This window comes from Mycobacterium sp. JS623 (genome assembly GCF_000328565.1).
Classification (GTDB): Bacteria; Actinomycetota; Actinomycetes; order Mycobacteriales; family Mycobacteriaceae; genus Mycobacterium.
In genome coordinates this window covers 2346229-2367385 of the sequence record NC_019966.1, presented here as the reverse complement: position 1 = coordinate 2367385, position 21157 = coordinate 2346229, and the positions used below count along the sequence as shown (strand labels likewise).

The window sequence follows — 21157 nt, the reverse complement described above, 5'->3', positions numbered from 1 at the left end:
AAGGTTTGATTTTCCGAAGCGACGACGCCCGGCCAACTGTTCGGTCGATCGCATCGACGCGCCACACCGTGCCTGCAGGGCGTTCTAGTACTCGGATCGCGGTCAGCCCGCCGCGGCGGCCAACGGCATGACCGCACCGATCGGTGTCAGGTGAGTGGACAGCCCTGCGGCGCTGCGTATTTCGATGAACGCATCGATCATCGCGTCGGTAGCCTCGTGGGGGTCGTCGAGCGTGAGGTCGTCGGTCAGCACCGATATCGCGAGCTGGTCGACATAACTCCAGACCGTGATGTTCATCCCGCTGCCTACCACCACCGGTCCGACAGAATAGATTTCGCTGACGACCGCGCCCTCGATGTGGCCGCGTTCGCGCGGACCGGGCACATTCGAGATGACCAGGTTCATGACGCTGGCCGACTCGAGCCGACTGGCCTGTCTGCGGAACAGCCGCGGCGCAAGTGCAGGAGGAAGATAGGACAACCAGGCGGGCAGCACCGTCGGCCCGAGGAGTTGGTTGTTCTCCTTGGCGATCGAGGTGGCCACAGAGGTCAATTCCACTCGCTTGAGTGGATCATCGATGTGCACGGGCAACGACGGCGTCATGTACGTAAACTCGTTGCCCACCAACCGTTCCGGTGAGGCGTTGTAGCTCACCGGAACGCCCGCGATAAGGGGTGCATCCGCCGAACCGTCGTAGCGCAGCAACAGCTGACGAAGCGCACCGGCCGCCGTCGCCAACACGATGTCATTGAGAGTCACCCCGAGGTGCTTGCTCGTCTCCTTTACGTCCGCCAACGCCAACGGCGCCGTCGCGAACCGGCGGCCTGGGGAGACCACGTGATTGATGAAGCACTGCGGAGGTGCGAAGTTACGGGCCAGATCCGGATGCCGACCACGCTCCTTCGAACGGCGCCGAACCCGCGACACACCGCGCGTCGTCTCGCGCACCAACCGAGGCAGCTTTCCGATCAGCCGCAGGTGGTCACGCCCGGCCGCCTTCAGCAGGTTGCCCCGCGATTGCGCCAATGGGTCGGGCGCCGCGGCGGTCGCCGCGTCGGGCGGCGCCATCGCCTTGGCCATCTGGTTGGCCGATGCGACGCCGTCGGCCAGCACGTGGTGGACCTTGTGAATGATCGCGATGCGGTCGTCGGCCAACCCCTCCGCGACATACATCTCCCACATGGGGTGAGCACGATCGAGCGGGGTACTGGCGATCTCGCCGATCAGCCGATCGAGCTCGCGACGTCCACCTGGAGCAGGCACTCGTGTGCGGCGCAGGTGATAGTCCAGGTCGATGTCGTCGTTTTCCACCCACATCGGGTGATGCAGCTTCAACGGGATGTCGACAAGTTGGTAGCGAAGCGCCGGTAGCGCCATCAATCGCGGATATGCCACTTCGCGAAACAGATCGAACGTGAAACCGCCCTCGACACCGGATACGTCGAGGATGCCGATCTTCAGCGTGTGCATATGGACCTCGGGCGTCTCGCTGTACAGCATCAACGCGTCTACGCCATTGAGTCGCCTCACGTCCACCCCGATCCTCGGTGACCCCTGCCTTATTGCACTCCTCACGGATGCCCACCACAGCACTTCGGCGAACATTCACCTGGCGAGTGACACTTCACAGAGAATCTGTAAAGCTTTGGCCATGAGTCTTGTCGCCGGGCGCGGTCCGCTCAGCACGGACCCTGCAGGCTGGTTCGTTCCTCCCCTGCCCGACGAGGTCGTCTTCGTCGAGCCACATCCGCGACGTATCCAGGCCCTCCGCAGTGGGCAGACGGTCATCGACACCGAGCGGGCGTTGCTGGTACATCGGCGCGATCATCCGCTGAGCTATGCGTTCCCAGCAGATGACATTCGCGATCTTCCCAGCGAGGCCGAACAGCACGCGCCCGGATATGTCCGCGTGCCGTGGGATGCGGTCGACACGTGGCTCGAGGAAGGCCGGCAACTCGTCCACTACCCGCCGAATCCGTATCACCGTGTCGACTGCCGACCGACTCACCGCCGGCTGCGGGTCGGTGTCGCAGGCACCACACTCGTCGACACCGCGGACACCATGATCGTGTTCGAAACCGCATTGGACCCTCGCCTGTACGTCGATTCATCCGCTGTCCGCACCGACTTGTTGCGCCGAACGGACACGATTACCTATTGCAACTACAAGGGCTACGCGACGTATTGGGCGGCCGTCGTCGGCGACACCGTTGTTGACGACGTGGCGTGGAGTTACGAGGACCCGCCACCTGAATGTCTGCCCGTCAAGGGATATCTCAGCTTTGATGCGGGCCGTGCCGACGTAGTCGCCGAGCTTCCCAGTATGTGACGCCAGTCACACCAAGCCGCGTGACCTCGTAGCCTACGGTTCCGTCACCGTAGGTTGCCGTGGTTACGGTTGCGTACGTTTTGCCTGGTCCGCCACACTTTTCGCAGTTTGCTATGCGAAGGGAAAAGCGTGGGCCACTACCGCACCAATGTCCGTGACATCGAGTTCAACCTGTTCGAGGTGCTGAACCTCGGCGACGTCCTCGCTGCTGGCGGCTACGGCGATCTCGACGCCGACACGGTGCACACGATGCTCGACGAGGTCGCGCGGCTCGCAGAGGGTCCGGTGGCCGAATCCTTCGCCGCGGCCGACCGCAAGCCGCCCATCTTCGACCCCGAACACCACACCATCAGCGTGCCCGGCGAATTGGCGAAGTCGGTGCAGGCCGTCAAGGACGCCGAGTGGTGGCGCATCGGCCTGCCCGAAGAGATCGGCGGTGTGCCAGCACCGAGGGCACTGGTGTGGGCAGTCAACGAGATGCTGCTGTGCGCCAATCCATCCGGGGCCTTCTGGTGGGCGCTGGGTCCTGCGATGGCGCTCGCCCTGTACGAAGAGGGCAACGATCAGCAGAAGCGTTGGGCTGCAATGGGATTAGAACGCGGCTGGGCGGCGACCATGGTGTTGACCGAGCCCGACGCAGGCTCCGATGTCGGCGCGGGCCGCGCCAAGGCCATCGCACAACCCGACGGGACCTGGCACATCGAAGGTGTGAAGCGGTTCATCTCCGGCGGCGATGTCGGCGATACTGCCGAGAACATCTTCCATTTGGTGCTCGCTCGTCCCGAGGGCGCCGGACCGGGCACCAAGGGCCTGAGCCTGTTCTATGTGCCGCAGTTCCATTTCGACCCCGACACGCTCGAACTCGGCCCCCGCAACGGCGTCTTCGCCACCGGGCTGGAACACAAGATGGGGCTGAAGTCCTCCCCCACATGCGAATTGACGTTCGGCGGCCACGGCATCCCCGCGGTCGGATATCTGGTGGGCGACGTCCACAATGGCATCGCGCAGATGTTCACCGTCATCGAGAACGCGCGGATGACGATCGGTGTCAAGGCGGCGGGCACACTGTCGACCGGATATCTCAACGCGCTGGCGTTCGCGAAGGAGCGAATCCAGGGCGCCGATCTGACCCAGATGACGGACAAGTCGGCGCCGCGCGTGACGATCATCCACCACCCGGATGTGCGTCGCAGCCTGATGACGCAGAAGGCATATGCCGAGGGGCTGCGCGCGCTGTACATGTACGCCGCTGCACACCAGAACGACGATGTGGCTCAATGGGTTTCGGGTGCAAATGCCGAGATGGCGCACCGTGTGGACGACCTTTTGCTTCCGATCGTCAAGGGCGTGGGTTCCGAACGGGCCTACGAATTGCTCACCGAGTCGCTGCAGACGTTCGGCGGTTCGGGCTTCCTTCAGGATTACCCGATCGAGCAGTACATCCGCGACGCCAAGATCGATTCGCTGTACGAAGGCACCACCGCCATCCAGGCGCTGGACCTGTTCTTCCGCAAGATCGCTCGCGACCGCGGTGAGGCGCTGGCACACGTCGCGGCGCAGATCAGCCAGACGATCGACGGTTCCGATGCGGGGCTGAAGACCCAGGCCGCCCAACTACGCACCGCGCTGGAACACGTCCAGGCGATGACGGCAACGTTGACTGGCTACCTGATGGCCTCGGCCGAACAGCCCACGGAGATCTACAAAGTGGGCCTCGCGTCGGTGCGGTACCTGCTCGCAGTCGGTGATCTGGTGATCGGATGGCGACTTCTGGTGCAGGCCAACGTCGCTCAGGCCGCGCTCGCCGCGTCGAAGGGCGACGAGGCGTTCTATCGTGGCAAGATCGCCACCGCGACGTTCTTCGCCGCCAACATGCTGCCGAATCTCGCGGCGGTGCGCGAGATCATCGAGAACCTCGACGACGACGTCATGAGCCTGCCTGAGGCCGCCTTCTGAGTATCTAAGAACGCCCAAACGGACACATCGGCGCGAAAGTGCGAGTGGAATCCGTCATTTCGTCTATCTCGGCGTGGTAACCGGTCGACATCGCGCTGGACCTCACATCTCCCTAAGCCGAGTCGGGCAGCGCCACTTCGTCGATACCTGGAAGCGGACGAGTGCAAACGTCGTGCGCGTCGTCCGCGGGAAGTCCGAACAGCCGCAACACATCTTCCGTCACGCGATCGGCGGCTGCCGCGTCGTCACGCTCCGGCTCGTCCTGCAGCAGCTTGCCGAGCCCAAGCAGGGCACCGCCCGCGACGGCCAATGCCAGTTTCGGATCGTCGACCGTGAACCGACCGGCAACTGTGGCCTCGGTGATGTCGCGTAACGCACGCGGGCCAAGGCCGCGTTCCGACGACATCAGGTTGAGTCCGCTGGCAAGCAGGATTCGGCTCTCCTGTGGGCGACGTCGAAATAGCCGGCCGGTCAACCGGAAGCTGGACGCGAACGTTTCGGCCGGGTCGTCGATCGTGGCCGTGAGCTGATCGAGCAGGGCACCGTGAGTGTCGAGGACGTCGGCAACCGCCGCTTCGAACAGTGCTTCCTTGCTGTCGAAGTGGTTGTAGAACGAGCCCATCCCCACATCAGCGACCTGCGTGATCTCGAGTACCGGCACGTTCAGCCTGCCCGCAGCGATCAGGGCCTGCGCCGCCTGGATCAGCGCCGCGCGGGTGCGCTGTTTGCGCCGTTCCAGTCGGTTGACCGGCTCATCTTGCGATTCGCTCACACACGCAGGATAGCAGCTTCTGTCAGTTTGAGGATTTCGTCAGAACCCTTGACTGAGCGTTGCGTCGTATGTGACGATTTCGTCAGTCAGTAAAGGAGCCAGCATGAATAGCCTGGTAGGCGCGCACAACGAGCTGCACAGCGAGCAGGGCGCTCGCAAGGGCGAGCACATCGGGCGGTCCGCCAATCCGGTGATCAAGGTCGCCGACATCGCGTGGCTGGAGTTCGAGAAGCCCGACCTCGTTCGGGCCGAGGTGTTCGCCCAAGCTTTCGGTTTCGCGACCGCGCTGCGAACCCGGAACGAGCTGCTCCTCCGGGGCACCGACGCCGGCTCGCCATGTGTGATCATTCGCGGCGGCTCGGCCACCCGATTCCTCGGCGCTGCGTACCGAGCCCAGGACGAGACCGACCTGGTCCGGCTCGCCGACGCGACGGGCGCCGTTGCCAAGCCCCTGCCCGAATCGATCGGCGGGCTGACCGTCGACCTGACCGATCCGAGTGGCGTTCCCGTGCACGTTGTCGCAGGCATGCATCCACTGGACTCGCTGCCGTCACAGACACCGCACACGTTCAACTTCGGACACGAGCTTCGAAGGGTGAACGCGACACAGCGCCCGCCCCGTGAACCCACCAAAGTGCAGCGACTCGGGCACCTCGTCCTGCAAACCACCAAGTACCTCGCGACGCTGAACTGGTATCTCGACAACCTCGGCATGATCGTCAGCGACTTCCTTTACTACCCCGGCCAGCGTGACCGCGGACCGACGATGAGCTTCATCCGCTGCGACCGCGGCACCACACCGGCCGATCACCACACGCTGGCGCTTGCACTCGGCCCACAGAACCGGTATGTGCATTCGGCCTATCAGGTGTGCGATCTCGACGCACTGGCTGCCGGTGGCGAATACCTCAGGGAGCGTGGCTATTTCCGGTCCTGGGGCATCGGCCGTCACATCCAGGGCAGCCAGTTGTTCGACTACTGGCGCGACCCGGACGGCTTCATGGTCGAGCACTTCGCCGACGGCGACATATTCGACTCGTCCTTGGCGCCGGGCTGGGCGCCGTTCACCGCGTCGGGTTTAGCCCAGTGGGGGCCGCCCGCGAGCAAGGACTTTCTCGGCACCAATCCCAAAGCCCTTCCTCATGAGGCCCGGTCGATGATCGCCGCGCTGCGCGAGGACAACGAATTCAATATCAACCGCCTGATCGGCCTTCTGAAAGTAGCGAGCTCATGACCACTTCCGTTCTGCGCACCGCCGACGCCTGGTGGGTTCAAACACCCAGTGGTGCAGCCAAAGTCGATTCTTCCGCAACCACGACCGGTGAGTTGCTGGCCGATCGGGCGGCCATCGACACCGCGGCCCACCATGGCACCACAGTGCCCGTGGACAGCCTCGACCTCGTCTCCCCCGTGACGGCTCCATGCCGTGTCGTCGCCCAGATGACGAACTTCATTTCACACGTCACGGACGCGGGCATGGATCCGAAGACGATTCCGCTCACCTTCTTTCGCAAGGCGTCGGCGTCTATCAGCGGACCGTTCGACGACATCGTCAAGCCGGCGCACGTCAAGTTCATGGACTACGAGGTAGAGATCGGGCTGGTGATCGGTCGGGACATCCCGGTGGGCACCGAGGTCACGGAAGCGAACCTGTCCGACTACGTCGCGGGCCTGGTCGTGACGAATGACGTGTCAGCCCGCGACATTCAGTTGCCGCAAACCCAGTTCTACGAAGCGAAGTCGTATCCGACGTTCACACCCGTCGGGCCAGGCTTGGTGCTGCTGGATGCCGATGAGCTCAAGCGGTTCGGCGACCTGCGCCTGCAGCTTCGAGTCAGCGGCGAGGTGCGGCAGAACATGGTCGTCGACGGCGACATGATCTACCCGCCCCTGCAGGCGCTGCAGTCGCTGACGCGGTTCCAAAACCTGAATTCGGGCGACCTCATCATGACGGGCACCCCGGTCGGTACCGCGCTCAGCGCCCCGCCGAAGGCGATCCAGATGATCTCCAATCTGCTACCGCCAGAAGTCAAATGGAAAGCATTCTTCGCCCAACAAGCCAAGAACGAGAAGTACCTGCGGCACGGCGACGTCGTGGAAGTGTCAGTGGCCACCGACGACGGCGCGATCGATCTCGGTACCCAGCGGACCACGGTGAAATACGCGTGACCGATCTGCTCTGGCCGCGCTACGCCTCGCCAGCCGATCTGGAAGAGATCGAGTCGATTCCGTTGGCGCACAGGGGCTTACCCGAGTCCACCTACGCGCTGCTGGCACGAGCGGCAGCGCTGTGGCCGGAGCGAATCGCGGTGACCGTCCTTCCCAATGCGACCCGCTGGACTGAACCTACGCATCGCACGTTCGGCGAACTGCTGACCGACGTGCACAAGACGGCCAATCTACTGCGCGACTTGGGCGTCCAGCGTCACGACGCCGTCGCGATCATCTCCCCCAACTGTGGGAAGCTGATCACCGCGACCTTGGCTGCCCAGCTTGCCGGCATCGCCGCACCAATAAACGGCGCGCTGTCGGGCGAGCACATCTGCGAACTCGTCACCCGGGCTGGAGCCAAGGTGCTGATCGCCGCGGCGCCGGAACTGGATGCCGCCAGCTGGGACACCGCCCAGCAGCTCGCCGATGCCGGGGCCGTCGACACCGTTCTGGCTCTTCACCCAACCGGCGGAATCCGGGGGGCCGAAAGATACACAGGGTCAGCTTTTTTGGGTGAACCGCCCGTGTCGAGGGATCTGGCCGCGCTGTTTCCCACCGGCGGCACGACTGGCGCACCGAAGCTGGCCGCGCACACCCACGCCAACGAGATAGCCGACGCCTGGATGATCGCGGCCAACACGCTGCTCGACGAGGACGCGGTACTGTTCGCCGGCCTGCCACTGTTTCACGTCAACGCTCTGGTCGTGACGTTGTTGGCACCGCTGCTGCGCGGGCAGCAGGGGGTGTGGGCCGGCCCACTGGGATACCGCGATCCGGCGTTGTACACGAACTTCTGGAACATCGTGCAGCAGTACAGGATTGCCGCAATGAGCGCGGTGCCGACCGTGTACGCCGTCTTGGCGCAGTGTCCGGTCGACGCCGACATCAAGAGCCTGCGGTACGCGTTGGTCGGAGCGTCAGCGCTACCCGCCGCTGTGCGCAAGGACTTCGAGTCGCACACCGGCGTTCCCCTTCTCGAGGGATACGGGCTCACGGAGGCCACCTGCGCCAGCGCGCGCAGCTTCCCCGACCATCCGCGGCCGGGCTCGGTCGGCCAGCGTCTCCCCTATCAACACGTCAAGACCGTGCGAATCGACGACGCCGGCCGCTGGCACGATCTCCCCCACTGCGAGGTCGGGAACCTCGCGATCAGCGGGCCTACCGTCTTCCCCGGCTATGTCACTGCTCGCAGCGACGACTCGTATGTGCTCGACGGTCTCGGGAAACTCAACGACGGCTGGCTGGACACCGGGGATCTTGCATGGGTTGACGCCGAGGGCTTCGTCCACCTCACGGGTCGGGCCAAAGACCTCATCATCAGAGGCGGCCACAACATTGACCCCGCCATGATCGAAGATGCACTGCTGGCCCATCCCGATGTCACCGGCGCCGCCGCGGTCGGCAGACCCGATGTGCACGCAGGCGAGGTGCCCGTCGCGTACGTGACCGTGGCGACGGGTGGTTCTGCCACCGAGGACGAATTGCAAACATGGGCGAGCAAGCAGGTCGCCGAACGCGCCGCCGCGCCGAAGTCGGTGACGATCGTCGACGCACTTCCGGTCACCGCGGTCGGTAAGCCGTACAAGCTCGGACTGCGGGCCGACGCTGCCCACACGGCGATTTCCGAAGCACTTGCCGAAACCAGCGGTGTGCACGCCGTCGACGCGGCAGTTGATGACGGGTCGATCGTCGTGACGGTCACTGTTGATCCGGGCGCCGCCACCGACGCGATCGCCGCCACGCTCGGCCGCTATGCCCTGGCCTGGCACATCAGGGAGCGGCAATGACGCTCGAATCCCTCCCGGTAGTCATCGTCGGCGCCGGCCCTACCGGCATCACAGCCGCGACTTTGCTTGCCGATTACGGCATCTCGTGCCTGATCCTCGACCGGTGGGAATCGGTGTACCCGCAGCCCCGAGCGGTCCACCTCGACGACGAGATTTATCGGGTGGTGGCTCGCCTGGGTGTAGCTGACGAGTTCGCCGCGATTTCGCGGCCCGCGCTGGGTCTGCGGCTGCTCGACCATGATCTGCGGTTGTTGGCGCAGTTTCACCGCGACCCGGCCGAGAGCGCCCACGGCTTTCCGCAGGCCAACATGTTCGACCAACCCGAGCTCGAGTCCGTGTTGAGGGCGAACCTGAAAAGGCGCACCGCCGTTGAGCTTCGCGGCAACGTGGAAGTCACTGACGTCACCCAGCTTGACCCCGGCAGGGTTCGGCTGACGTACACCGACCGCGTCACCGGCGACGAACACGCCGTCGACGCCGCTTATGTGCTCGGCTGTGACGGCGCCAACAGCATCGTCCGCCGCTCAATCGGCGCGGTGATGGAAGACCTGCGTTTCGAGCAGCGCTGGTTGGTCGCTGACGTGGTGACCGACGCTGAGCTCGATCAATGGGACGGCGTCCATCAAGTGTGCAATCCGGTTCGTGCTGCCACCTACATGCGGATCGGGCCGACGCGGTATCGCTTTGAGTTTCGTTTGCTGCCCGGCGAAACCGCCGACGACTTCGCCACCCTCGACGCGCTGCGCTGCCTGATTGCGCCGTGGGTCAACGACATTCCAAGCGATGACCTCGAGTTGATGCGGGTCACGGAGTACACCTTCCGCGCGCAGATCGCGGACCGCTGGCGCGATCGAAATGTCTTCCTGCTCGGCGACGCCGCCCATCTGACGCCGCCGTTCATCGGGCAAGGAATGGGCGCGGGACTTCGCGATGCGATCAATCTCGCGTGGAAGCTGGCGGGCGTGCTCACGGGAGACCTACCCGCGGACGTGCTGGCCACCTACGAGGTAGAGCGAAAGCCACACGCACGCACGATGATCGGGCTGGCGCTTGGAATCGGCTGGGCAATGACCGCTGGCGGCCAATTCGGAAACGCCCTGAGGCGCATCATCGCCCCTCGCCTGCATCTGATCCCCGGTCTGCGCAAAAAGATCGTCAACGGCACGACGCCGGTGCTGCACCGATCCGCCCTGGTCCACAAGGCGCGCCGGCCGCGGCAATTGGCCGGGACGCTTTGTCCCAACCCGATTCTCGCCGACGGGCGGCGTCTCGACGCGTTGTTCGGGAACGCATTCGTCCTCGTCACGACCACTCGGCCACTGGCATTCGAGAGCACGCTGCTCGAAGAGCACGGCGCCGTCGTCCACGTCGCCGAACCCGGCAGCGAGTTGGCGCGTTGGCTCCGAAGCGGACACGCAACCGCCGCGGTCCTCCGGCCTGACCGGGCAGTGATGTGTGCTGGGCGAAACCTTCGAAAGTTGTGCACCGAAATTCCCAAGTATTCGACGGCCGTTCAGACCACCGGCGCCCAGAAACCCTGAGAGGAGACCAAATGCGTCGCAAACCGGCAGGCATCCCGGTCTACACAGCAGACATCTATTCGGTCGACGCGATCATCGATCCCTACCCCCACTATCAACGGATGCGCGACCTCGGTCCGGTGGTGTGGTTGGCGAAACAGAAGGTGTACGCGCTGCCTCGCTACACGGAGTGCAAGACCGTGCTTCGTGATGACAAGACATTTCTGTCGGGCAGCGGGGTCGGGCTCAACCCGGTCACCAACCGCCTGGCGCGGGGAACGACCCTCAATAGCGATGGGACCGAACACGAGCAGCGACGCAAGCGCCTCGCGCATCGGATGCTGCCGCGCGCACTGCGGGCGATCAGCGACAGCGTCGACGCGACGGCCGCCGCTGTGGTCGACGCCGCACTGAACAAAAGTGAGATCGACGGCGTCAACGACCTCGCGGCCGCCTTACCGCTGGCCATCGTCCCGGATCTCATCGGCTGGCCTCGCGACCAACGCGACCACCTCATTGAATGGGGCGGAGCCACCTTCGATGTCCTTGGCCCGCTGAATTGGCAAGCGATCAAAGCCATGCCTGGCGCGCTACGCATGCTGAGCTTCGCCCGCCGCGTGGTGCGCGAGCGCAACGTAATCGCGGGCAGCATGGCGGACGAACTGCTGATCGCCGCCGACGAAGGCAAGCTGACGCACCGCGAATGTTCCCCGCTGATGGTCGACTATCTCGCCCCGTCGATTGACACCACCATGAGCGCCATCAGCAATGCGCTGTACTTGTTCGCCAGGCACCCTGAGCAGTGGCAGCTACTCAAAGACGAACCGGAACTCATGCCGAACGCCATCAATGAAGTCGTCCGGTACGAACCACCGTTGCGGGCATTCGCGCGTTGCGTGGCCCAGCAGACCGAAATCGGCGGTGTCACAATCCCGCCCGGCGCCCGGGTCCTGGTGATGTACGCCTCGGCTAATCGCGATGAACGCGAGTGGGACGAGCCCGATGTGTTCGATATCCGCCGCGACGCCGGTCGGCAGATCGGCTTCGGCCAAGGGGCTCATGCCTGCGCAGGTCAGGGTTTGGCGCGCTTGGAAACGACCGCCGTCCTGCGTGCACTGATCGACCGGGTCGACCGGATCGAAGTCAGTGGCACACCGACATGGGCGATCAACAACATCATCCACCGCCATGAACACCTTCCCCTCAAGTTGATCGCCGCATAGCGATCAGCCGATTACCGACCATTGGGGTCTCGTGCATATCGCGTTCATCGTTCTATCCGTCCTGCTGGCGTTGGAGATGGCCGTCACCGGAGCACCAAAGGTTTTCCACCTCAGCGTTGTTCGCGCCAGCGCCGAGCACCTGGGCATTAGTGTTGCGCTGCACCGGATGATCGGCTTGGCAGAAGTCTCTGCCGCTGTCGGTTTTCTGCTTGGAATCACCTTCCCAGCATTGTCCTTTGTGACCGCCGCCGCGGTATGCGTTCTCATGTGCGGCGCTGTGGGTTACCACGTCAAAGCCAAGGACAACGTCGCGGCTGTGCTTCCTGCCGTTCTGACCGCGGCAGCTTCCGTCGCGGTTATCGCGCTGGCCGCCGGGGCACCCGGCGCCGCGCCCTTACCGAACCTGTAAACCTTCCAATGGAATGGCCGAACGCGAGGACAGGCTCGTGATTCGCTGCCGGCCGTATGCGACGTTCGCCACGCCGCCGCCTCACCTGTACGCCAACGAGGGCGCAAGCGAGCTGACCCATTGGGGATCCTCTTCGGTCGCGTGGGACGCCCCTGACCCTGCAAGCTTTCGCTAAGCGGCTTCAATCACTGACTTGCCGAAGCGCTCGATCGTCTCCAACACGTGCGCGAGGCTGTCACCCGGCAGTCCGACCTGCAGCCAGGTAACGCCAAGCGCCGCAAGCTTTTCCAACCCGCTCAGGTAGGCGTCGGCGTTGAAGTCCTCGGCGCCCGGGCTGCCGCCCTCGGAATTGGTGAAGCTGATGTCGATGTCGGACGGATCCCGCCCCGCGGCCTCCAGTCGGCGGCGCAGGTCATCGATACCGCCACCCAGAGTTTCGGAGCTCATCTCGGCTGTGCGCGCGGTTTGGGCGAGCATTGCGGGCGCAGGGAACGGGCACCAGCCGTCGCCGTGGGTGGTCACCCGCCGACGCGCGGCAGCGGTGTTGCCGCCGATCCAGATCGGCGGATGCGGTTGGCTCACCGGCCGCGGATGGGCGGTGATGCCGCTTGCGGTGAAATGCGTTCCCTCATAGGAGAAGTCATCGGTTGTCCAGATTCCGCGGATCACTTCCAGCGCCTCGTCGAACAACTGACCCCGTTCGTCGAAGTTAACGCCCACCGCGGTGAATTCGCGTTTCAAGTAGCCCACGCCGACGCCGAGGATGAACCTGCCCTCGGACAACAAATCCAGCGTCGCGCTGGCCTTGGCCACCACGAACGGATTCCGGTACGGCAACACCACGATGTTGGGGATCAGGCGCAGCGTCGTCGTCCGCGCCGCGGCGTATCCCATCGCTACGAAGGGGTCCAGCGCATCGTGTCCGCCCGACTCCAGCCACCGCTGGGTCGGCGCCGGATGGTCGGTGAAACCGAACCCGTCGAACCCCGCCGCCTCGGCTGCCGCCGCGACCGTTGCGATGCCCGAGCCAGTCACCAACTCCGGGTTGTACGGATGGCTGTGCATCGGGTGGGTGAACGTGAACCGCATGTAGGCACTCCGCTTCAGAACAATCTTCTCGATTTCTGAGAATGTCGTTACCATGCGAACGACGGAAAGTACAGGGTTCCAGCGTTAGAAGAGGTCACGGGCCATGAGCGAGTTGGTGTTGGCGCCCGCCCGGCACGGCCCTTTTCCTGGTGCCCTCGCGCCCGAGGCCATCGCGGCCTACGCAGCAGCCACCGGAGATCGGACCGCGGCGGTGCTCGATGGTCGCGCCGTGCCTGCCGTTTTTCCGGCGATCCTGATCTTCGAACCGCAGGAGGCCGCTCGCGCCGACGTGCCCGAGGCGGTATGGCAGCGCATCCGCGGTGGCGTGCACGGTGAGCACGACATCGTGATTCATCGGCCACTTGTGCCCGGCGAGCGACTCGATACGTCGTCGTGGCTCTCGGCGGTGCGGACGTCGCGGGCGGGCACCCAGATTGTCGTGCAGTTCGAACAGGTCGGCGCCGACGACGCGGTCGCGGTCGAGCAGTGGTGGACCATGGTGCTGCTCGGCCTGCACGGCGTCGCAGACCTCGGGACGATGCCGGCCGATCACCGATTCCCCGGTGATGCGCGCGCCCGGTCCCTCGGAACTGCGCGCCAGCACATCGACGAGGACGTAGCACATCGCTATGCCGAGGTCTCCGGCGACTGGGCGGCGCATCACTTCGACATCGACGTGGCGCGGGCCGCGGGTTTCGACTTTGTGTTCACCCACGGGCTGTGCACGATGGGGATCACCACCCACCTACTGCTCGACCTGCTCGGCGTCGACGACCCCGCGAGCGTTCGGCGGGTAGCAGTCCGATTCGCCTCGCCGACACCGCTGGACTCCCACCTGACGGTGAACGCCTTTGGTATCAAAGACAATTCAATTGCTTTCGAAGCGCTTGCCAACGGCACGCCCACCATCACCCACGGAAGATTGGAACTGCGGCCATGAGCAAGCCCGAGATCGGCGTCTACCTGCCCCAGACGGGCTTCACCTATGAGCAGATCCTGCACCGCGCACAGCGGTGCGACGACCTCGGCATCGACTCGTTGTGGCTCTACGACCACTTGTATGGCCCAGGCGCACCCGACTACCCGTCGATGGAAGCGTGGACGTTGGCCACTGCACTGCTCAGCCGTACCAAGCGCATCCAGGTCGGACATATGGTGTTGTGCAACCAATTCCGACATCCTGCGGTCTTGGCGAAGATGGCCACGACGCTCGATCAGATATCGGCGGGTCGGCTGCAACTCGGCATTGGCAGCGGTTCGATCGAAGACGAACATCAGCGCGTCGGGCTGGACTGGGGCACCTTTCGTGAGCGTTCCGAAAAGCTGGGTGAGACGTTGGAGATCCTCCAGCAGGCGTTCTCTAACGAGGTAATCGATTTCACCGGAAAGCATTTCACCGTCCACGATATGCCGATCAAGCCGGGGCCGGTCCAGCAGCCGCGGCCACCGATCGTCGTGGGCGGTGTCGGCGAGAAGTACACGCTGCCTCTGGTGGCACGGTACGCCGACGTGTGGAACATACCCACCTACGCGCTCGGAGAACTCGAGCACAAGGTTTCGGTGCTGCGGTCGATCTGTGAGCAGATCGACCGCGACCCGTCGAGCATCGTGCTGTCGATCGAGGCGGTGATGGCCCTGGCACCCGACGATGCAGCGCTGCCTGCCGTGCGGAGGCTCGCCGAAAAGCGGTTTGGGGTACCGGCATTCGGTCTCAAGGAAGGTGGCCTGATCGGCACGCCGCCGGCCATCGTGGACCGTCTGCACGAGTTGACGGAGCTCGGCTTCGGCCAGATCGTGTTGTTCACCCACGACCGCGGCTCGGACGAGACCCTCGACCTGCTGGCCTCAGAGGTGATCGCTCAGCTTTAGCTGGCCTCAATTTTGCACTGAGGGCTGTGGATACCCGACCCACCACGACTCTCACGGCAAAAACGAGCCTAGGTCTTCGGCCGCCCCAGGCCCAGCGCGTGCTGAGCGATCATGTTGCGGAACACCTCCAGGGTGCCGCCATAGATGCCCGTCGGCCCCGCGAGCCGGAAGATGTATTCCGCCGCCTCGCCGGAAATGCTTGACGCCGTTCCCAATACATCCATCAATTCCGGTGCGCCATCGCGCATGGTCTGCGCGATGGCGACGCGGCCGAACATGTCGGGAGTGCTCATCGCCGCTTCCATCCTGGCTATGCTGCGGCCGAGGCGATACTTCACGGCGTCGTCACTGCCCGCTCGGGCCGCCACATTGTCGACGGCTTCGGCGAACAACAGCAGATGTTCGGTCATGGCGGCCAGCTTCTGCAGGCCGTCGTCCTCACGCTCGACCGTGCCGTGCTCATCGTTGAGTGCATCCCGCAGGACGGTCCACCCGCGATTGACGTCACCGATGCGATATCTGTCCTCGATGCGCACATCGCTGTAATAGGTGATGTTGGTGCGATCGCCGTCGACGGTGCGCAGAGGTTGGATCTCGACGCCCGGTCTGTCGAGCGGAACCAGAAACATGGTCAGGCTCTGATGTTTCGGCGCGTCCGGGTCGGTGTTGGTGATCAGGTACACGTACTGGGCGTTTTGCGCGTTGGACGTGAACATCTTGGACCCATTGATAATCCAGCCATCACCATCGCGCACCGCCCGGGTCTTGCACGTCGCAACATCTGAACCACCCTCCGGTTCGGTGTAGCCGAGGCACAGCCGGAACTGACCCGAGAGCACCTTCGGCATGACTTCCGCCTGGAGGTCTGGCGAGCCATACTGCTCGACCGCACGCGCCACCATCGCCGTCGTCCCCCAGTGAAACCACGGCGTATGCGCGCGTCCGAGTTCCAGATTCCAGATCCTTCGCCGGAGCCGACTGAAGCCGCCGTCGGCCTCGTCTTTGAAGTCAGACGCCAGATATCCGGCCTCACCCAACGCCAGATGCACACCTTCGTCGAAGTTCTCCCCCGTCCGGCGGTCCCGGGCGATGACTTCGTCGGTGACGATCCTGTGCAGGAACGCTCGCAGCTCGTCGCGGAAGGCCTGGTCCTCGGCCGACAGTTCTACACGTGCGAAATCCAACTCAATTCCCTATCGTGGAATGCTTGTCGCAGAGCGGCCGCCTGGAGTTCAAACAGTTGTTGGCTCGTCTCCCACTCCGGAAGCAGTGAATCAAACCCGTGGCACGTTCCGGGAAAGACGTGTAGCTCGGTGGCGACGCCGGCCCACATCAGCCGCAGCGCGTAATCCACGGCCTCATCCCTCAACGGATCCAACTCCGAACACGAGATGAATGCGCCTGCGAGATCATGCAATTCATCAGCCCGCGCGGGAACCGCATCGGCGGATATCGATTCGCCGGCCGAATAGTGCCGCCACATCTGCGACACCGCTAACCGATCGAATCCCGGCGTGGTGACGAATTCGTCCTTCGACGGCATCGGGCGATCATCGAGCACCGGCTGATGCAGCAGCTGAAACACGACTGGCGGCGCGGTCCCGTCAACGGCACGCTGAGCGAGCAGCGCCGCCAGAGCCGCCCCCGCACTGCTGCCCCCGACTGCCAGCCGAGCGTTGTCGATTCCCATGTTCGAACCCTTGACCGCGACCCAGTCCAGCACCGTCGCCGCATCGTCGAGGCCGGCGGGATATGGATGTTCCGGCGCCAACCGATAGTCGACGGAGATCACCGTGCACCCGCCGCGTCGTGCGAACTCCACACACTGGCGGTGATCGGTATCGAGGTTTCCCATTACGAAAGCCCCTGAGTGGCAATAGATCAACGCCGGCGACGGTGCCGGAGCTCCACGGTAGATCCGGACTGGAATCGCGCCAACCTCGCGGTTTTCGATCTCGACGCCGACCGTGTTGACGCCGCGAGCAGCTTCGGCGCGGCGCTGGTTCAGCGAATCACGGACCACGCCGAGTAGGCTTGGCGACAGGTCGGTGCGCGCTGTGGCGAATTGCCGCAGCGCCGGGTCTAAACGGTCGGAAAGCACGAGGCGTTCACCTGCTCCAGGGGCTGCTTCTCGGTGGCGGGGTCAAAGGTGTAGTCCGCAGGCCGAAATCGACGGGTCATCCCCCAGAACGCCCGCGCACTGCGCGGCCACTGGGTGACCACTCGACCGTTGGCGGCGCGGAAGTAGTTGCTGCACCGGGTAAGCCACACGGTGCCCTCCATCCATCGGTCGATCTTGGCGAGGAAGTCCGCCATCGCTGCCGGCCGAACAGCGACATAGCGCTTACGCTTGCGCCGCATGTACTTCAGCGCGCGCACAATGTAATGCGCCTGCGCCTCCAGCATGAAGATCACGCTGTTGGAGCCGACGTTCGTGTTGGGCCCGTAGAGCATGAAGAAATTGGGAAAGCCAGGAACCGCCATGCCGAGATACGCGTATGCCCCATCACTCCACGTCTCCCGCAGCGTCACCCCGCGCTCGCCGGTGACGTCGATCTGGCCGAGGTAGTCTGCCGCCGCATACCCCGTGGCACACAACACGACGTCCACCTCGAGTTCGGTACCGTCATCCGTGAGCAACGACCGGGCCCGTAGCGACCGTGCCGGACTGGACACCACCTCAACGTGTGGCTGCGTCAACGAATGCAAGTAGTCCGTCGCGAAGACCAGCCGCTTGCAACCGAACGGATGGTCCGGAGTCAGCTTGCGGCGCAGGTCTTCATCGGGGACCGTAGTTTCCAGCAGGTGCAGCGCGATGTCCTTGAACTCCTGCGTCTTGTCGCTGCCGTTCTCGATCACCGAGATATTCGACTCGCTGCGCAACCATAGCCGTGTTCGATAGACCTTCTTGGCGAACGGAATACGACGGAAGAGCCACTTCTCCCGATCGGTGTAGGGTCGATCCGGTTTCGGCAGAATCCACGTCGGCGACCGCTGCACCGAATAGACCTTCTTCGCCACCTTGGCGACCTCCGGCACTAGCTGCGCCGCAGTCGACCCCGTGCCGAGCACCGCCACGCGTGCACCCCGCAGATCGACGGAGTGATCCCACCGCGCGGTGTGCATCAGCTTGCCGGTGAACGTCTCCTCTTCGATGAGGTCGGGCAGCACCGGCTGGGTGAACAGGCCGATGGCCGACACCACGACATCGAAGGTGTACACCTCCCGGGCGCTGGTGGTCAGCCGCCATGCCGTGCCATCCCAATGGGCAGCAGTGATTTCGGTGTTCAATTTGAGATTCGGCGCGAGCTCGTAGCGGCGCGCACACTGCTCGAAGTACTCCAGGATCTCGCGCTGCCCGGACCACATCCGCGACCAGTTCGCGTTGAGGTCAAACGAGTAGGAGTACAGATGCGATTTCACATCGCAGGCCAGACCCGGATACGTATTGATCCGCCAGGTGCCGCCGACTCCGTCTTCCCTGTCGAAGATGGTGAAGTCGCGAAAGCCGGCCTTGCGCAGGAAAATACCCAGCGCCAGCCCGCCAGGACCCGCGCCGATGATGCCGACCGACGGGCTCAGCCCATTCGCAGGCATTGCCCTCCGTCCACCACAAGCTCCGCCCCCGTCATGAACGACGCATGGTCGGACACCAGGAACGCGACCACGTTCGCGACCTCCACCGGTTCGCCGAGGCGACCGAACGTGGCGGTGAGCCTGCTTTGGGTGACATCGTCAAGCATCGGCGTGGCGATCGGTCCGGGGAACACCGCGTTCACCCTGATGCCGGATGCGGCTAATTCTGCCGCTGCGATCTGCGTTAGCCCACGCAGCGCCCACTTCGATGACCCGTAGGCGGCGTGGTTCGGGAAAGGCCGGATGGCGCCTGTGCTGCAGGTGTTGACGATGGACGCACCTTCGGCGACGATCAGGTGCGGCAACGCGGTCTGAATACCGAGGAACGGGCCGAAGCAGTTGACGCGCCAGCTTCCCTCGAAGCCTACGGCGGTTTCGTCAGCCAGCGATGCCCGGTGTAGCACCCCGGCGTTGTTCACCAGAGTGCTCAACGCACCCAACCGTTCGACCGTCGTTGCGACCGCCGTGGCCCATTGGTCGGCGTCGGTCACATCGAGCGGTATCGCAATCACCTCGTCGCTTGCCTCAATGTCCTCAGCCATCGGATCGCAAGCGGCGATATGGAATCCGTCCTTCTGCAACCGCTTGACAATCGCCGCGCCTTGCCCCCGCGCGGCGCCGGTCACCAGAGCGACTCGATCCGTCATTGCGCCTCCCGAAAGTGCGCAGCCGCACCCCGCCGCAGCGCCTGCGATTCCGAGGCAAGGGTGATCATCTGAAAACCCGCTTCCGCCATGGCTTTACCGCGAGCCCCGCTGCTGGCATGAATTCCAGCCACCAGGCCAGCCGCTGACGCCGACTTGTGTACTCGGGCCATCGCATTGCGCACGTCGGGGTGTGTCCACGTGTCCACCAGCCCGTATCCGAGTGAGATGGTTAGGTCCGCGGGTCCGACATAGACGCCTGTCAGTCCCGGGACGGTGCAGATGTCGTCGACCGCCGATAAGCCCCTCGCGGTTTCGATCATCGCGAACACACTCACCCTCGCTTCGAGCGCCGCAGGGTCGAGCCCGAGGCTGGCGCGCAACGGCCCAAAGCTGCGCACCCCGTCGGGCGCATAGCGGGTGGCGGCGACGGCGGCGGCAGCCTGATCGGCCGACTCGATCATCGCGATGATGACAGCGTCGGCGCCCGCGTCGAGTACCCGGCCTATCGGGGCGGGGTCGGTCGACGGCAGTCGCACCGCGGTCGCGATCGGCACATGCTCCAATCGGCGCAACAGCAGGGCGACGTCAGCGTCGTCGAGATAGCCGTGCTGCACATCGAATCCGACGTAGTCGTATCCGGCGGCGGCGAATTCCTCAGGGCCAATGATCGTCGGGCCGACTACCCATCCGCCCCATACCTGCTGCTTTGCGGCCAAGGCTCCCTGCAGCCTGCTCGGCGTCATGCGACGATCGCAATCTTGATGCGTACCGGCGTCGGGCGGCAGGCCAGTTCGAATGCGGCCTGAACCTCGTCGACACCGAACGTATGGCTGACGTATGCGCGGAGCAATTCGGGATGCTTGCGGGCGAATTCGCTGGCAGAGCACAGCACGCGCCGGCGGTCCAGCGTCACACCCGATTTGAGAGTCAGGTTGTTGCGCAGCATTGTCCGCATGCTGATCGGGTAGCTGTCATCGTCGGGAACTCCGAAATAGAACACCGTCCCACCGAAAGCCGCCGCTTCGATCGCGTGATTCAGCGTCGCGACCTGGTGGCCGACGGCTTCGATGACGATGTCGGGCCGGTCGTTGGCATCCAGGTGGCTGACCCAACGGTCGCTGGGAGCGCGGACGATGGTGTCGACGCCGAATTCCTTGCCAATGCCGTCGCGGTCGATCGGATCGACACCGGTCACGTGCCGTGCGCCGAAAGCCTTTGCCGCGTAGGAGAACAGCAGCCCGATCGAGCCCTGGCCGATGACGGCGACGTGGCTTCCCTTGATGTTGGGAATTTGTTCGAGCACGTAGAGGACGCATGCCAGCGGCTGCAGCGCCACCGCGTGCTGCGGCGTCAGTGCGGGATCGAACGGGGCCAGACCCTCCCCGTCGGCCACGACGTGTTCCATCAGCCCGTCGAAACCGGACGCCCAGCCGACAACCCGATCGCCGACGCCGTGGCTTCGATGGCGACTGGCGATCACCTCACCGACGACCTCGTGTATCGGAAAGCCGTCCATTTCCGCAGCGCTGACCCCGGTGTCACCGGGGAGCCTGCCCTTGCTGCCACGAAAGCCAGGCAGGTCGCTGCCGCAGATACCGGCGGCCAGGAAACGCAGCAGCACCTGACGGTCGCCGAGACTCCCCGGCGTCTTCTCCGGAATGTCCACTCGCTCAAAGGTGTACGGCGCAACCAGCCGATAGGCCCACATC

General features: G+C 64.3%; 19 protein-coding genes. 10 read left to right on the top strand and 9 right to left on the bottom strand.

Translation table 11 applies throughout. The features are described 5' to 3' along the window. Nucleotides 1-102: 102 nt before the first annotated feature. Nucleotides 103-1530, bottom strand: a complete 1428-nt coding sequence (locus MYCSM_RS11510) for a WS/DGAT/MGAT family O-acyltransferase (protein WP_198345026.1) — start codon at nt 1528-1530, stop codon at nt 103-105. A gap of 121 nt (nt 1531-1651) precedes the next feature. Between MYCSM_RS11510 and MYCSM_RS11505 the strand changes: the two genes are divergently transcribed. Both MYCSM_RS11505 and MYCSM_RS11500 read left to right on the top strand, forming a co-directional pair. Continuing rightward, nucleotides 1652-2329 carry a DUF427 domain-containing protein gene (locus MYCSM_RS11505; RefSeq protein WP_015306324.1) on the top strand — a complete coding sequence of 226 codons (678 nt, stop codon included), beginning with the start codon at nt 1652-1654 and terminating at the stop codon, nt 2327-2329. Between the two features lie 129 nt (nt 2330-2458). Then, nucleotides 2459-4285 (top strand): acyl-CoA dehydrogenase, encoded by a 1827-nt coding sequence (locus MYCSM_RS11500; RefSeq protein WP_015306323.1) that lies wholly within the window; start codon nt 2459-2461, stop codon nt 4283-4285. Nucleotides 4286-4397: 112 nt separating this feature from the next. Here the strand turns inward: MYCSM_RS11500 and MYCSM_RS11495 are convergent, their stop codons facing one another. Further along, nucleotides 4398-5057: a TetR/AcrR family transcriptional regulator gene (locus tag MYCSM_RS11495; protein ID WP_015306322.1), complete on the bottom strand. Its 660-nt coding sequence runs from the start codon at nt 5055-5057 to the stop codon at nt 4398-4400. Nucleotides 5058-5160: 103 nt separating this feature from the next. On the opposite strand from MYCSM_RS11495, the gene MYCSM_RS11490 reads away from it, so the two are divergent. Genes MYCSM_RS11490 through MYCSM_RS11465 form a run of 6 tightly spaced genes read left to right on the top strand, consistent with a single transcriptional unit; the run spans nt 5161 to nt 12207 of the window. Beyond that, on the top strand, nt 5161-6291 hold the full coding sequence (locus MYCSM_RS11490; protein ID WP_015306321.1) for a VOC family protein: 1131 nt from the start codon (nt 5161-5163) through the stop codon (nt 6289-6291). Beyond that, nucleotides 6288-7226 carry a fumarylacetoacetate hydrolase family protein gene (locus MYCSM_RS11485; RefSeq protein WP_015306320.1) on the top strand — a complete coding sequence of 313 codons (939 nt, stop codon included), beginning with the start codon at nt 6288-6290 and terminating at the stop codon, nt 7224-7226. The genes MYCSM_RS11490 and MYCSM_RS11485 overlap by 4 nt, the downstream gene beginning before the upstream one ends. After that, nucleotides 7217-9055 (top strand): AMP-binding protein, encoded by a 1839-nt coding sequence (locus MYCSM_RS11480; protein WP_041313826.1) that lies wholly within the window; start codon nt 7217-7219, stop codon nt 9053-9055. The genes MYCSM_RS11485 and MYCSM_RS11480 overlap by 10 nt, the downstream gene beginning before the upstream one ends. Beyond that, nucleotides 9052-10596, top strand: coding sequence for a bifunctional 3-(3-hydroxy-phenyl)propionate/3-hydroxycinnamic acid hydroxylase MhpA (mhpA, locus tag MYCSM_RS11475; RefSeq protein WP_015306318.1), 1545 nt, complete (start codon nt 9052-9054; stop codon nt 10594-10596). Before MYCSM_RS11480 ends, mhpA begins: the two co-directional genes overlap by 4 nt. Nucleotides 10597-10607: 11 nt before the next feature. Further along, nucleotides 10608-11798, top strand: coding sequence for a cytochrome P450 (locus MYCSM_RS11470; RefSeq protein ID WP_015306317.1), 1191 nt, complete (start codon nt 10608-10610; stop codon nt 11796-11798). Between the two features lie 31 nt (nt 11799-11829). Then, nucleotides 11830-12207 (top strand): DoxX family protein, encoded by a 378-nt coding sequence (locus tag MYCSM_RS11465; RefSeq protein ID WP_015306316.1) that lies wholly within the window; start codon nt 11830-11832, stop codon nt 12205-12207. A gap of 171 nt (nt 12208-12378) precedes the next feature. Here the strand turns inward: MYCSM_RS11465 and MYCSM_RS11460 are convergent, their stop codons facing one another. Then, a complete protein-coding gene (locus MYCSM_RS11460; protein WP_015306315.1) occupies nt 12379-13296 on the bottom strand; it encodes an LLM class F420-dependent oxidoreductase in 918 nt (305 codons plus the stop codon). Nucleotides 13297-13399: 103 nt separating this feature from the next. Between MYCSM_RS11460 and MYCSM_RS11455 the strand changes: the two genes are divergently transcribed. Both MYCSM_RS11455 and MYCSM_RS11450 read left to right on the top strand, forming a co-directional pair. Then, the gene (locus MYCSM_RS11455; RefSeq protein WP_015306314.1) at nt 13400-14236 is read left to right on the top strand and encodes a MaoC/PaaZ C-terminal domain-containing protein; all 837 of its coding nucleotides are present in this window, start codon (nt 13400-13402) and stop codon (nt 14234-14236) included. Then, a complete protein-coding gene (locus tag MYCSM_RS11450; RefSeq protein ID WP_015306313.1) occupies nt 14233-15165 on the top strand; it encodes an LLM class flavin-dependent oxidoreductase in 933 nt (310 codons plus the stop codon). The genes MYCSM_RS11455 and MYCSM_RS11450 overlap by 4 nt, the downstream gene beginning before the upstream one ends. A gap of 68 nt (nt 15166-15233) precedes the next feature. Here MYCSM_RS11450 and MYCSM_RS11445 read toward each other — a convergent pair whose 3' ends face one another. From MYCSM_RS11445 to MYCSM_RS11420, 6 genes are read right to left on the bottom strand one after another with little or no spacing between them, the layout of a single operon-like run. Next, nucleotides 15234-16349: an acyl-CoA dehydrogenase family protein gene (locus tag MYCSM_RS11445; protein WP_015306312.1), complete on the bottom strand. Its 1116-nt coding sequence runs from the start codon at nt 16347-16349 to the stop codon at nt 15234-15236. Further along, nucleotides 16331-17266 (bottom strand): alpha/beta hydrolase, encoded by a 936-nt coding sequence (locus MYCSM_RS11440; RefSeq protein ID WP_015306311.1) that lies wholly within the window; start codon nt 17264-17266, stop codon nt 16331-16333. Before MYCSM_RS11440 ends, MYCSM_RS11445 begins: the two co-directional genes overlap by 19 nt. Further along, nucleotides 17248-18762, bottom strand: a complete 1515-nt coding sequence (locus MYCSM_RS11435) for a flavin-containing monooxygenase (protein ID WP_015306310.1) — start codon at nt 18760-18762, stop codon at nt 17248-17250. The genes MYCSM_RS11440 and MYCSM_RS11435 overlap by 19 nt, the downstream gene beginning before the upstream one ends. Beyond that, nucleotides 18744-19448: an SDR family NAD(P)-dependent oxidoreductase gene (locus MYCSM_RS11430; RefSeq protein WP_015306309.1), complete on the bottom strand. Its 705-nt coding sequence runs from the start codon at nt 19446-19448 to the stop codon at nt 18744-18746. Before MYCSM_RS11430 ends, MYCSM_RS11435 begins: the two co-directional genes overlap by 19 nt. Continuing rightward, the gene (locus tag MYCSM_RS11425; RefSeq protein WP_015306308.1) at nt 19445-20191 is read right to left on the bottom strand and encodes an HpcH/HpaI aldolase family protein; all 747 of its coding nucleotides are present in this window, start codon (nt 20189-20191) and stop codon (nt 19445-19447) included. Before MYCSM_RS11425 ends, MYCSM_RS11430 begins: the two co-directional genes overlap by 4 nt. Continuing rightward, entirely contained in the window at nt 20188-21156 is a 969-nt protein-coding gene (locus tag MYCSM_RS11420) for a zinc-binding dehydrogenase (protein WP_015306307.1), read from the bottom strand. The genes MYCSM_RS11425 and MYCSM_RS11420 overlap by 4 nt, the downstream gene beginning before the upstream one ends. Nucleotide 21157 lies beyond the last annotated feature (1 nt).